Origin of the sequence: Cryobacterium sp. Hh11 (genome assembly GCF_004404045.1) — a bacterium.
In the GTDB taxonomy this organism is placed as follows: domain Bacteria; phylum Actinomycetota; class Actinomycetes; order Actinomycetales; family Microbacteriaceae; genus Cryobacterium; species Cryobacterium levicorallinum.
This window is the reverse complement of sequence record NZ_SOHF01000037.1, coordinates 87,397-100,005: the sequence shown is the minus strand read 5'-3', so window position 1 is coordinate 100,005 and position 12,609 is coordinate 87,397. Positions and strand designations below refer to the sequence as shown.

Annotated in this window: 9 protein-coding genes; 1 reads left to right on the top strand and 8 read right to left on the bottom strand. The window is 67.1% G+C overall.

The features are described 5' to 3' along the window. Positions 1 to 46: 46 nt before the first annotated feature. The 5 genes from E3T46_RS16500 to E3T46_RS16480 all read right to left on the bottom strand — a co-directional run bounded on the left by E3T46_RS16500 (position 47) and on the right by E3T46_RS16480 (position 6,356). Complete coding sequence (locus tag E3T46_RS16500) at positions 47 to 1,012, bottom strand: serine hydrolase (protein WP_134579379.1); 966 nt, start codon at positions 1,010 to 1,012, stop codon at positions 47 to 49. Positions 1,013 to 1,267: 255 nt separating this feature from the next. Continuing rightward, entirely contained in the window at positions 1,268 to 3,232 is a 1,965-nt protein-coding gene (locus E3T46_RS16495) for a M13-type metalloendopeptidase (RefSeq protein ID WP_134579378.1), read from the bottom strand. A 254-nt stretch (positions 3,233 to 3,486) separates the two neighbouring features. Continuing rightward, a complete protein-coding gene (locus tag E3T46_RS16490) occupies positions 3,487 to 4,908 on the bottom strand; it encodes an NAD(P)(+) transhydrogenase (Re/Si-specific) subunit beta (protein WP_134579377.1) in 1,422 nt (473 codons plus the stop codon). A 2-nt stretch (positions 4,909 to 4,910) separates the two neighbouring features. After that, positions 4,911 to 5,237, bottom strand: a complete 327-nt coding sequence (locus E3T46_RS16485; protein WP_134472235.1) for an NAD(P) transhydrogenase subunit alpha — start codon at positions 5,235 to 5,237, stop codon at positions 4,911 to 4,913. 3 nt (positions 5,238 to 5,240) lie between these two features. Then, positions 5,241 to 6,356, bottom strand: a complete 1,116-nt coding sequence (locus tag E3T46_RS16480) for an NAD(P) transhydrogenase subunit alpha (protein WP_134579376.1) — start codon at positions 6,354 to 6,356, stop codon at positions 5,241 to 5,243. 384 nt (positions 6,357 to 6,740) lie between these two features. Here E3T46_RS16480 and E3T46_RS16475 point away from each other — a divergent pair, with 384 nt between their 5' ends. Continuing rightward, positions 6,741 to 8,063 (top strand): MATE family efflux transporter, encoded by a 1,323-nt coding sequence (locus tag E3T46_RS16475; RefSeq protein ID WP_134579375.1) that lies wholly within the window; start codon positions 6,741 to 6,743, stop codon positions 8,061 to 8,063. A 50-nt stretch (positions 8,064 to 8,113) separates the two neighbouring features. Here the strand turns inward: E3T46_RS16475 and E3T46_RS16470 are convergent, their stop codons facing one another. The 3 genes from E3T46_RS16470 to E3T46_RS16460 all read right to left on the bottom strand — a co-directional run bounded on the left by E3T46_RS16470 (position 8,114) and on the right by E3T46_RS16460 (position 12,508). After that, positions 8,114 to 9,565 (bottom strand): amino acid permease, encoded by a 1,452-nt coding sequence (locus E3T46_RS16470; protein ID WP_134579374.1) that lies wholly within the window; start codon positions 9,563 to 9,565, stop codon positions 8,114 to 8,116. A 142-nt stretch (positions 9,566 to 9,707) separates the two neighbouring features. Beyond that, on the bottom strand, positions 9,708 to 10,937 hold the full coding sequence (locus E3T46_RS16465; RefSeq protein ID WP_134579373.1) for an ABC transporter ATP-binding protein: 1,230 nt from the start codon (positions 10,935 to 10,937) through the stop codon (positions 9,708 to 9,710). Next, positions 10,937 to 12,508, bottom strand: a complete 1,572-nt coding sequence (locus tag E3T46_RS16460) for an iron ABC transporter permease (RefSeq protein ID WP_134579372.1) — start codon at positions 12,506 to 12,508, stop codon at positions 10,937 to 10,939. Before E3T46_RS16460 ends, E3T46_RS16465 begins: the two co-directional genes overlap by 1 nt. Positions 12,509 to 12,609 lie beyond the last annotated feature (101 nt).

Below are 12,609 nucleotides of genomic sequence, written 5' to 3'. Positions count from 1 at the left end.
GGGCGTCAATGCCCGTCCCGTACACGATGGCACAACTTGGCGGGAGCTAGTGCACGTACTCCAGCAGGTCCGCCCCGACCGCGCGCATCCCCTCGAGCACCGCGAGGCGGGTCATCAGCAGGGCGTCGTCGAATGCCATCGACACGGCGTAGGTCGCACCGGCCCGAGGGCCACGGAGGATACCCACCTCGCTGCGCACCCCGGCGGTCGTGCCGGTCTTGTTGACCATGAGCAGGCCGTGATCGCTCTCCCGATGCGCCAGGGGGTCGAGCCCAAAGGCGCTCGCGACCAGCGACAGGTCGGTGTTGAGCGACAGCCAGCCGATCACGCGCGCGCTCGTCTCAGCGTCCACGATTTCGCCGCGGGCGAGCGCGGTGAACAGCCAGGTCAGTTCCTTGGCGCTGCCCACCGACAGCTGCGGTGCGTCATCGGGGCCGCGTTTGTCGCGCACCAGGTCGAGCAGCGCCGTGCGGCTGAGGCCGAGCTGCTCGGTGCGGGCACGCACCGAGTGCAGCCCGACGGCGCGAATGAGCACGTTCGTCGCGAGGTTGTCGCTCGTCGACCCGACGAGGGCGGCGAGATCCGCGACGCCCAATCGGGCCACCTGCAGGTGCTGCCAGACGCCGGAATCACTCACGGCATCGACATTCGTACGCTCGAGCATCGTGGCCATACCGAACTCGGCGTCTTTCAGCCGCGTGGCTACCTCAATCAGCAACAGCACCTTGCCGATACTCGCGGTCGGCATGGAGACGTGGTCGTCGACCGAGAACAAGACCCGCCCGGTCGCGAGGTCGGTCGCCCGGGCCGAGACCTGCACACCGTTCAGGGCGAGGTCGCCGAGGGCGGCGAAGCCGCGAGCGAAGCTTTCTGGAGTCTCGGTGCCGCGGTGTTTGCCGCCGGGCGCTGAGGCGTGGCGGGAACGGATCAAACCTGAGGCGACGGTATCGCCCGCATCCGGGCCGGACCGTTGCCCGCCGCCGCTCGGACCAGAACCGTTGGACAAGACCATCGTTGGCTCATTCCTCCCTCGGTGCTGCCGATTGCTACAAACCCGGACTGCGTCAATCTGCTCTGCGTCAATCTGCTCTGAGTCACTCTGCTCAGCCAGCGACTACAGCGGCAAACGGCGCAAGGCCAGCCTCTGGCCGATCAAGGCGCACGGCCAACCCTAACCCAGACGGGGGACGCGCGAACTGGCCGAGGCGAGAAGGCCAGATCATGACACCCCACTCGGACCCCGGCATGCCCGCCGCGGACGATACCGCTACCAGATCGTGACGCGCTTGTCGGGGGCGAGCCAGAGGGCATCCGCTTCGGAAACGTCGAACGCCTCGTAGAACGCAGGAATGTTGCTGACGATCTGGTTGCAGCGAAACTCGTTCGGCGAGTGCGGGTCGATGGCCAGCAAGCGGATGGCCTCAGCGTCGCGTAATTTCATTTGCCAGGCCTGGGCCCAGGACAAGAAGAAGCGCATTTGCCCGGTGAGGCCGTCGATGACCGGGCTGTCCTGGCCATCGAGCGACAGCAGGTAGGCCTTCCAGGCGATGGAGAGCCCACCGAGGTCGCCGATGTTCTCGCCGATCGTGAGCGCGCCGTTCACGGTGTTTCCGGGGATAGCCTTTGGTTCAAGGCCCTCGAACTGGGCGATGAGTGCGGTCGTGCGCAGCTCGAATGCGGCCTTGTCGTCGGCGGTCCACCAGTCGGTGAGGCGGCCGTCGCCGTCGTACTTGGAGCCCTGGTCGTCGAAGCCGTGGCCGATCTCGTGGCCGATGACCGCGCCGATCGCGCCGTAGTTGGCGGCCGGGTCGCGCTCCTCGTCGAAGAACGGAAACTGCAAAATGGCGGCCGGAAAGACGATTTCGTTGAATCCGGGGTTGTAGTAGGCGTTGATGGTCTGCGGGGTCATGAACCATTCGTCGCGGTCGAGCGGCTTGCCGATCTTGCCGAGCTCGCGCTGAAACTCGAACTCGCCAGCGGCCTTGACGTTGCGGATCAGGTCATCGGCGGCAATTTCCAGGCTCGAATAATCGCGCCATTTCACCGGGTAGCCGATCTTCGGCGTGAACTTGCTGAGCTTCTCGAGCGCCCTCCCGCGGGTCTCCTCGGTCATCCAGTCGAGGGTGCTGATGCTGTTTTCGTAGGCGGCGACGAGGTTGGCGACCAGCACGTCCATGCTCGCCTTGGCGCTCGGCTTGAAGTGGCGCTCCACGTAGATGCGACCGACGGCCTCACCGAGGGCGCCCTCGACGAGCGAGACACCGCGCTTCCAGCGCTCGCGCAGCTGCGGGGTGCCGCTCAGGGTGCGACCGTAGAAGTCGAAGTTCGCCTCGACAAATTCACCAGACAGGTACGCAGCACTCGAGCGGATGACCTGCCACCGCAGCCAGTCCTGCCAGGCCTCCAGGCGGTCCTCGGTGAGCGTCGCCGCGAGTCCGACAATGTAACTCGGTTCGCGCACGACGACCTCGGCGAGAGCACCGGACGGGCCGTCGAGGCCGTCCAACCAGAGGTCGACGTCGGCGCCGGCAGCGAGCGCCGAGACCTGATCCCAGGTGCGCAGGTTGTAGGTCTTCTCGCTGTCGCGCGTGCTGACTTTGTCCCAGTGGTGCGAGGCAAGTTCGGTCTCGAGCTCGAAGACGCGCGCGGCGCGGCCGGCGGCGTCGGCGAAACCGGCGAGGGTGAACATCCGCTCAAGGAATTGCTGGTACTTGCTGCGGATCTCGGCGAACTTTTCTTCGCGGTAGTAGGACTCGTCAGGCAGGCCGATGCCGCCCTGCGCAATGAAGACGAGGTAGCGTTCGGGGTTGCCCGGGTCGTTGTCGACGTAGAGGTGGAAGGCTCCGGCCACTCCGCCACGCTCGAGGCGGCCGAGGGTGGCGAGCAATTCGGAGATGGTGGTGACGGCATCGACCGCTGCCAGGTCGTTGTGCAGGGGTGTCGCGCCGAGCGCTTCGATGCGCTCTTCGTCGAGGAAGCTTGTGTAGAGGTCGCCGAACTTGCGTTCGAGGCTGCCCTCCGGCGCGGTCTGCGCCTCGATGATGATCTCGCGCACGGCCTTTTCGGCGTCTTCGGCGAGCATCATGAAGGAGCCCCAGCGGGCCTTGTCGGCGGGAATTTCGCTGCGCGCGATCCACTGTCCGTTCACGTGCCGAAAGAGGTCGTCTTGCGGGCGCACCTCCGGGTCAAGTTCGTGTCTGTTGATTCCGGATGCAGTCGCCAGCTCAGTCATGCCTCCAGCCTATCCGGGCGGGGTGACAGGCAGCCGTGTAGCGGGATCGTGTGGGCCGTGATAGACGAGCGCGCAGGCATCCGCTCGGCGAAGTCGAATTCTACGAGCGGATGCGCGCGGCACCCGGGTCGGCGGCCGCTGATCACCTGTTTCGCGCTCGTGCACTGGTGGACGGCTCAACCCTGGCAGGACTGGCGATCCTGGCACGGTAGCGCTGATTTCAGCATTGGGCGCAGTCATGCAACAAGAGCCCCCTACAGCGCCTTGAGTTCCTCGGTCACCTGGGCGACGGACTTCTTCGCGTCGCCGAAGAGCATCGTGGTGTTGGCCGCGAAGAACAGGGGGTTCTCGATGCCGGCGAAGCCCGAGCTCATGGAACGTTTGAGCACGATCACCGACCGGGATTCGGTCACGTTGAGCACGGGCATGCCGAAGATGGGCGAGTTCGGGTCGTTGCGCGCCGCCGGGTTGGTGACGTCGTTGGCTCCGATGACGATGGTGACGTCGGTGCGGGAGAATTCGCCGTTGATGTCGTCCATCTCCTTCATCGCGTCGTAGGAGACGTCGGCCTCGGCGAGGAGCACGTTCATGTGCCCCGGCATGCGTCCGGCCACCGGGTGGATCGCATACTTGACCTCGATGCCCCGGGACTCGAGCACCTTGGCCATGTCCTTCACGGCGTGCTGGGCCTGGGCGACGGCCAGGCCATAGCCGGGCACGACGATGACCTGGTTGGCGTAGGCCAGCTTGATGGCGGCATCCGCTGCAGAAGTGGACTTCGCGTGCTGGTCACCGGTGCTCGTGGCCGAAACACCCTTGGAGCCGCCGCCGCCGAAGCCGCCGGCGACGATGGACAGAATCGACCGGTTCATGGCTTTGGCCATGAGGTTGGTCAGGATGGTACCGGATGCTCCGACGATCATGCCGGCGACGATCATCGCGATGTTGTTGAGCGCGAGCCCGGCCGCCGCCGCGGAGAGACCGGTGAGGGCGTTGAGCAGCGAGATAACCACGGGCATGTCGGCGCCGCCGATCGGGAGCACGGTCATAACCCCGAGGATGCCCGCCAGGATGAGGATCGCCACGAACCAGACCAGGTCAGCGCCGGTGGTGGTTGAGCCGATCCCGACGATGACGGCCGCGACGATGGCGCCGATAAACAACATCGCGTTGAGCGGTTGTTGCAGGCGGCCGACCGACAGGGGGCGCCCGGGCAGAATCTGCTGAAGTTTCATGAAGGCGACGATCGAACCCCAGAACGACAGTGAGCCGATGATCGCCGCGAACAGGGAGGCGATGACGAGCGGGAGCACCGGGCCGGAGGCCGCGTGCAGGCCGGTGAAGCCGTCGCTTTCGATGAACTCGCCCCAGGCGATGAGCGCGACGGTTCCGCCGCCGACTCCGTTGAACAGCGCGACGAGCTGCGGTACTGCCGTCATCTTCACCTTGCGGGCGGGCGGGATGCCGAGGATCACGCCCACGACGAGAGCCGCGACGATGATCAGCCAGCTGCTGGTCTCGCGGATGTGGATCAGGGTCGCGACGACGGCGACGGCCATGCCGGCCGCAGCGATCTTGTTGCCGCGCACCGCGGACCTCGGGGCGGTCAGCCCGGAGAGCCCGAGGATGAACATGGCGAAAGCGACTATGTACAGGGCGTAGACGAGGATGTCCATGGTCAGTTCTTCCCGTCGGTCGCGGTGCTGGTGTTGGTGTCGACTGGGCGGGTTTTGAACATGGCGAGCATCCGGTCGGTCACGACGAAGCCGCCGATGACGTTGACGGTTCCGAACACGATGGCCACGAACGAGATGATCTGCAGCGGGATGCCGGGGTTCTCCGCGGTGCCCAGCACAATCAGGGCGCCGAGCACGACGATGCCGTGAATGGCGTTGGTTCCCGACATGAGCGGGGTGTGCAGCGTGTTCGGAACCTTGGAGATGACTGCGAAGCCGATGAAGCCCGAGAGCACGAGGATGGCGATGTTCGCCAGAAAGGAGTCCATGGGTTAGTTCCTGTTCGAGACTGAGTCACGTGTAACGCAGGAGAGCGCCACCACATCGTCGGAATAGTCGGGGTCGAGCCGGCCGTCCCGCACGAGCAACTCGAGCAGGGCGGTGAGGTTCTTTGAGTAGAGCTCACTCGCATGCTCGGGCATCGTCGAGGGCAGATTGAGCGGGGAGGCAATGGTGACGCCGCCGATAATGACGGTCTCGCCGGGAACGGTGAGCTCGCAGTTGCCGCCGGTCTCCCCGGCCATGTCGATGACGACACTGCCGGGTTTCATGCCGTGCACGGCCGCAGCGGTCACGAGCCGCGGTGCCGGGCGTCCCGGAACCAGCGCCGTCGTGATCACGACGTCGAACGTGGAAATCGCGGCCTCGAGCGCCTTCTGCTGCTCGGCGCGCTCGTCGGCGGTGAGTTCGCGGGCATAGCCGCCGTCTCCGGCAGCATCGATGCCAACGTCGAGCCACTGGGCTCCGACCGACCGCACCTGGTCGGCGACCTCCGGACGCACGTCATAGCCGGTTGCGCGACCGCCGAGCCTTCTCGCGGTGGCGAGAGCCTGCAGCCCCGCGACGCCAACGCCGAGCACGAGCACGCTCGCCGGCTTGACCGTGCCGGCGGCCGTGGTGAGCATCGGGAAGAACCGCGTGGAGAGCGACGCCGCGAGGATGACGGATTTGTACCCGGCGACGTTCGCCTGCGACGAGAGGGCGTCCATGACCTGAGCCCGGGAGATGCGCGGGATCGCCTCGACCGCGTAGCCGATGATGCCGGCGTTCTGCAGGGCGGCGATTTTGTTCTCCGCATTGCGCGGTGCCAGGAACCCGATCAGGGTCGCGCCCGGCTTGAGGCGGGCGATCTCGGCGTCGGTGGGCGGGGCGACCTTGAGCACGATGTCGGCGCTCCAGGCATCGCCGATGCTGGCGCCGGCTTCGAGGTAGAGGTCGTCACCCATGAGGGCCTCTGCTCCCGCGCCGGATTCGACGACAACGTCGAGTCCCTTCGCGACGAGGGACGCGACGGCGCGCGGCACGAGGGCAACTCGCCGCTCATCCGCCCCGCTCTCGCGGACGACGCCGATACTGGGTGTTTCGGGGTGCGGTTGGGGGTCCGGCATGGTGGGGCCTTTCGAAGCGGATGTCCGCACGCTCGGCCGTGAGGTGGCGAACACCCTTGCGGGATAAAGGAACACCTCGGACCGGTGATGGTGGCGCCGACAGAGCAAAGTGTGCCCGGAGCATCCACGATCAGCGGAGGCTTCAGGACGAACCTATCTGCAGGGGAGGTGGGATGGGCGGGATTCGGGGACGTCGTTGATGAAAGATTCTAAATTCTTAACAATTTCGCGGGTCGGCTGAAGCGATTTCGGGTCTTAGCGGTCGCATCCGTTTGGCATTCTTGGAGGTGGCCGGGATGACGGCGCCCGATCTGGCTGCGGTCATGAGGTGGCTGGGCCGTGATACGGAGCGCAGGGCCGCCGTAGAGTCGAAGCATCAATATTTTGCGCACGCAGCCCATCGACCGGGACATTTTGCGTCTCGCCGTACCCGCGCTCGGCGCACTCGTGGCCGAGCCGCTGTTTCTGTTGGCGGATTCGGCGATGGTCGGGCACCTCGGCACCACTCCGCTGGCCGGACTCGGCCTGGCCAGCGCGGTGCTGCAGACCATCATCGGTCTCATGGTTTTTCTCGCCTACAGCACGACCCCGGCCGTGGCTCGCTGGCTCGGTGCGGGCGATTCCAAGAGGGCGGTGTCGGTCGGCATCGACGGGCTCTGGCTCGCCCTCGGCCTCGGCGTCGTGCTCGCGGCTGGCGGCCTGTTCGCCACCCCGGCGCTGGTCGGGGCGTTCGGCGCTGAATCCGCCGTGACAGCGGATGCCGCCACCTACCTCGGCATCTCCATGTTCGGCCTGCCCGCCATGCTGCTGGTGTTCGCGGCAACCGGCCTGCTGCGCGGCCTGCAGGACACCCGCACCCCGCTCTACGTGGCCGGCATCGGTTTCGGCGCGAACATCGCACTGAACTACGTGTTCATCTACCTGCTCGGCTGGGGCATCGCCGGGTCAGCCGTCGGCACCGTTGTGGCGCAGTGGGGCATGGTCGCTGTGTACCTCGTCGTGGTCACCCGGCATGCCAGGCGCCACAGCGCCCCGCTGCGCCCGCACCGGGCCGGGCTGCTGCTGGGTGCCAGGAGCGGCGGCTGGCTGTTCGTGCGCACGCTGAGCCTGCGCGCCGCCATGCTGCTCGCCGTGTTCGTTGCCGCCCAGCTCGGCTCCCCCGAGCTCGCGGCCTTTCAGATTGCGATGACGTTGTTCGCGACCCTGGCCTTCGCCCTCGACGCCCTCGCGATCGCGGCCCAGGCCCTCGTCGGCCGCGGCCTCGGTGCCGGGGATGTGGCACAGGTTCGCGCCGTGCTGCGCCGCTGCCTGGAGTGGGGCGTGCTGGCCGGACTCGTCCTCGCCTTGGGCGTCATCGGCACGAGCGGGGTGCTCGGGCACGCGTTCACCAATGCCTCAGCGGTAACTCAACTGCTGCCGCTGACCTTGATCGTGCTCGGGGCGTCCGTTCCCCTCGGCGCGGTCGTATTCGTGCTCGACGGCGTGCTCATCGGCGCCGGTGACGCCCGCTATCTCGCCCTAACCGGGCTGCTCAACCTCGCCGCGTTCGTGCCACTGGCCACGGCGGTGCTGGTTTGGGCACCGGCGGGCGAGGCCGGGCTCGCGCTGCTCATGGCCGCGTTCGCGCTGGGCTATCTCGGTGCCCGCGCTGTGACGCTGTCTCTGCGGGCGCGCAGCCTGGCCTGGATGGTCGTCGGCGCGCGCTGATCAGCTGAGCGGATGCCGCGCCAGGCCGCGCATCCGTTGCCCGTGCGAGGCTAGTGCGGATCGACCGGATGCTCGATGTAGCGCGGACTTTTCGGGTTCATGACCGAGTTACGGCGACCATATAAGAAGTAGATGGCCAAACCGATGACGAGCCAGATGCCGAAGCGCAGCCAGGTCTCCCAGTGCAGCTGCGTAATAAGGAAGGCAGAAGCGAGCACCCCGAACACGGGCACCCAGGGCATGAATGGCAGCCTGAAGGTGCGAGGAACATCGGGACGGGTCCGTCGCAGCACAATCACTGCAACGCAGACCACAACGAAGGCAGCAAGAATCCCGATGTTGGTGAGGTCGGCAATCAGACGGATCGGGAAGACCCCGGCCAGTACGGCCGCGGCCAGGCCGGCGATCCAGGTCACGCGGGCGGGGGTTCCCTTTTTATCGGTGCCGGAGAACCACTTGGGAAGCAAGCCATCGCGGCTCATCGAGAACCAGACCCGACTGACGCCGAGCAGGAAGGTCAGCATGACGGTGAGGATCGAGATGACAGCGAAGGCCGAGAGCACGGTCGCGACGACCGGAAGCCCGACGGACTGGAACGCGACGGCAAAGGCGGCGGTCGGGTCGATATCCTGCCAATTCTGCATACCAGTGAGAACGAGAGTGGCGAGCACGTAGAGCACCATGGCGATAGCGAGCGAGAGCAAAATTGCCTTCGGCATGTGCTTCTTGCCATCTTTGGCCTCTTCGGCGGCGGTGCTCATGGCGTCATAGCCGAAGACGGCGAAGAAGACAGTGGCTGCGCCGGTGAAGACCGCGCCGAACCCGTTGGGCAAGAACGGAACGTAGTTCTGGGTGTTGATGTAGAAGAATCCCAGCACGATGATGGCGAGGATCAACAGCACCTTGAGCCCGACGGCGACGAGTTCGAAGCGGCCAAAGGTCTGCGTTCCACGGCTGAGGATGAAGGTCACGAGCACGCACACCACGATGGCGGGCAGGTTGATCAGGCCGCCGTCCAGGGTATCGGGGGTGCCCTGCATCCAGGTCGGAACTTCGATACCGATGCCACTCATGAACTCGGTGAAGTACCCCGAGATGCCGATCGCCACGACGGCGACGATCGCGATGTACTCGAGCAGCAGGTCCCAGCCGATGAACCAGCCGACGATCTCACCCAGGGCGACATAGCCGTAGGTGTACGCGGAGCCGGCTCGAGGGATCATCCCGGCGAACTCCGCGTAGCTGAGGGCGGCAGCCGCGCTCGCGAGTCCGGCGATCAGGAACGAGATGAGCACGGCCGGTCCCGCGCCTTCGCCGTCCGGGCCGCCGTTGGCAACGAGTCCAGCGAGGGTGAAAATGCCAATTCCGATGATGCCACCGACGCCGATCGCGGTGAGCTGCCAGAGCCCGAGGCTCTTGAAGAGACCGTTCTTGGCGGCCTCATCGCCGATGTCGGTAATGGGTTTACGCCTCATGATCGAATTAGGATTGCGCTCGTTCATCAGGCCTCCATTGGCTTGGCTACAACTATTGACTGCAGGTTTACGTTCCTACTGTGGGAACGCACCTCCCGCAGCTTTTACCTCTTCTAAGGTTGGCACGATCGCGAGCTCGCGCCAGGCGACTCGCTGAACATTCTCGTTGCTAGCCCAGCGGGTAGGCGAGGGCGTTCTGGCGTACCCCGAGGGTAACCCGGTCGCCGATGCGCGGCAGGTCGGGCGCCGCGACGCGTGCGCGCACGACGAGGCCTCCGGCGACGGTGAAAGTGACCAGAGCGTCGTGGCCGGCGTAGGCGATGGCCGTGGTGACGGCATCCGTCCCCTGGTCGGTCGCGGACTCGGCCGCGTCGCTTGAGGTAGACGTAAGCCATTCCGGACGTAGCAGCACGAGCACCGGCGTTCCGTCGGCGGGAGCGGATGCTGCGCCCATCCAGTCCGCCGCCAGCAAGCCGAGGGCACACTCCACGCGGCCACCGCGCCACAAACCGTCGAGCTCGACGGTGTCGCCGACGAAGCCGGCGACCCAGGGGCTGACCGGGCGTTCGTAGACATCCGCTGGGGTACCGAATTGCAGAATCTCGCCGCCGCGCATCACCGCGACGAAGTCGGCCAGGGAGAGTGCCTCTTCCTGATCGTGGGTCACCAGCAGGCTCGTGTTGTGCTGGCCGCGCAGCAGGGCCGCGACCTCGGTGCGCAGGGCAGCGCGCAGCAGGGGGTCGAGGGCGGCGAATGGTTCGTCGAGCAGCATGAGGTCGGGCCGCGGGGCGAGCGCGCGGGCCAGCGAGACCCGCTGCGCCTGGCCGCCGGAGAGCTGTGAGGGGGCACGATCGACGAGTTCGGCCAGGCCAACGAGGGTGGCGAGCTCGGCGATGCGGGCCGAGCGGCTAATCTGCCGGCTCCGGTCCGGGCTGATCGGCGCTGCTTTGAGGTGGGTCGAATGCGGCGAGGAGGGGCGCGCGCGGGCTGCTCGTCCACTGCGGGTGAGGCCGGCCAGCAATCCGACCACACCGCCGGGGACCTCGCCTGGTTCGCAGTACAGATCGTCGCTCCGTTGAGTGCGCGGCAGCCCGAAGCCGATGTTCTCGCCGACAGTGAGGTGCGGAAACAGCGAGGCATCCTGCGGGACCCAGCCCATTCCGCGTTTCTCCGGCGCCCGCTGCACGCCGGGGCCGGTGACGAGGCGTCCACCGACGCTGATGGTGCCGGAGGCGACCGGCAACAAACCCGCGACGGCGCGCAGGAGCGTGGTCTTGCCGCATCCGCTTGGACCGAGAACGGCTACGAGCGAGCCGCGCGGAATGCGCAAACTGACGTCGTCAAGCACGCGGCGGTCACCGTAGGCGACGCGGAGCGCCTCGATCGTTACCCAGCCCACTAGTTCTCCCTTGCTGTGCCGCGGATGCCGCTAAGCAGCACCGCGGGCACCATCGCCACGAGCACGAGCGCCGCAGCGTACGGCGCCGCAGCGCCGAACTCGAACAGTGCCGTGCGACTCCACAACTCGGTGGCGAGCGTGGACACGCCCGTCGGCCGCAGCAGCAGCGTCGCTGGTAATTCTTTCATGGCCGAGATGGCCACAAGCAGTGCACCGATCGCGATGCCGGGCAGGGCGAGGCGCGCGGTGACCCGCCACCAGGCCTGAAACGGTGACAGGCCGAGCATGCGGGAGACGTCGCCGAGGCTCGTCGGCACCGCCGCGATGCCGCTGCGCACGCTGCCGATCGCCCGCGGCATGAACAGCACGACGTAGGCAAAGACGAGCACGACGGAGGTTTGGTAGAACATCGGAACCGCGGCGAGCGCGAAGAATACGAGCGAGAGCCCCACGACGATGCCGGGCAGGGCGTGGCCGAGAAACCCGACGGCCTCGATCACGGCGACCAGGCGACCGGAGTAGCGGGCCGCGAGCGCCGCGATCGGCAGCGCCACGAGCACGGCGACCACGGCGGCGGCGAGGGCGATCCCGAGGGTCGAACCGACCGCCTCGAGCAGCCGGGGAACGTCGATGGCGCGCAGGGTTTCGGCCTCGATCAGCCGGCTGAGCAGCCCGACCACGGGAACCACGACCCCGGCCAGCGGCGCGGCGACGAGCACTGCAACGTAGAAGGGCCCCTTGCGGCCGGGCGCGCGGGCCGGCATGGTGCTGCGACCGGGAACGCTGGCGACCTGACGGCGGCTGCGGCGTTCGCCGGCCACGACCACGAGGGCGAGCACCACGAGCACGAGGGCGAGCAGCGCGGCCTGGTTACGGTCGAAGCTTGCGCCGTAGGCGGCGTTGATTCCCCAGGTCAGCGTCTGCAAACGCAGCATCGAGACGAGCCCGAAATCGCTCAGCGAGTAGAGGCAGACCAACAGCGCGCCGGCAATCGCGGCCGGGCGAATCTGCGGCCAGGTCGCCGCCGCAAACGCCCGCAGCGGACCGCGACCCAGGGTGCGGGCCACCAATTCCAGATCAGCGGATGCCCCGCGCAGCGCCGCCGCAACCGGCAGCGTCACGTAGGGGGTGCAGACCATGGTCATGACGAACCAGCTGGCCCAGAAGCCGTTAAGGTGCGGAAACCACACCAGCCAGCCGTAGGCGGCGAGGTAGCTCGGCACCGCGAGCGGCAGCGCCGAGACCAGCAGGAGGGTGCGCTGGAACGGCAAGCGAATGCGAGTGAGGATCCAGGCGCAGATCGTGCCGAGCACGAGAGCGGACAGGGTGACGGCGGCGGCGAGCAGCGCGGTGTTGATCGTGAGCTGCAGCACTCGCGGGCGCACGAGGGTATCGAGAAGTTCGGTCAGACCGGCCTCGGTCGTGCGCACCACCAGGTAGACCAGCGGGATGGCGGCAGTTGCGGCGCAGAGCGCAGCGACGGCCAGCAGCCAGGGCGGGGCACCGAAGCGGTACCGGGCTGGCGCGCGGGTCGCGGCCGTTTCCGGCGGCGGGATCAGTAGTTCGGTCATGCGCGCGGCCCGGGTGCTCGGGCGGCTCGGGGAGCGGCCAACGGTGGGGTCGGGCGCAGCTCTCCGCAGCGGCTGGCGCTCCGAGACCGGGCAGGCGCCGG

What these genes read in the sequence shown, in the direction of transcription:
- E3T46_RS16495 (WP_134579378.1), bottom strand. Translation starts at nt 3,232, where the DNA reads ATGACTGAGCTGGCGACTGCATCCGGAATCAACAGACACGAACTTGAC.
- E3T46_RS16500 (WP_134579379.1), bottom strand. Translation starts at nt 1,012, where the DNA reads ATGGTCTTGTCCAACGGTTCTGGTCCGAGCGGCGGCGGGCAACGGTCC.
- E3T46_RS16460 (WP_134579372.1), bottom strand. Translation starts at nt 12,508, where the DNA reads ATGACCGAACTACTGATCCCGCCGCCGGAAACGGCCGCGACCCGCGCG.
- E3T46_RS16485 (WP_134472235.1), bottom strand. Translation starts at nt 5,237, where the DNA reads ATGGACTCCTTTCTGGCGAACATCGCCATCCTCGTGCTCTCGGGCTTC.
- E3T46_RS16480 (WP_134579376.1), bottom strand. Translation starts at nt 6,356, where the DNA reads ATGCCGGACCCCCAACCGCACCCCGAAACACCCAGTATCGGCGTCGTC.
- E3T46_RS16470 (WP_134579374.1), bottom strand. Translation starts at nt 9,565, where the DNA reads ATGAACGAGCGCAATCCTAATTCGATCATGAGGCGTAAACCCATTACC.
- E3T46_RS16490 (WP_134579377.1), bottom strand. Translation starts at nt 4,908, where the DNA reads ATGGACATCCTCGTCTACGCCCTGTACATAGTCGCTTTCGCCATGTTC.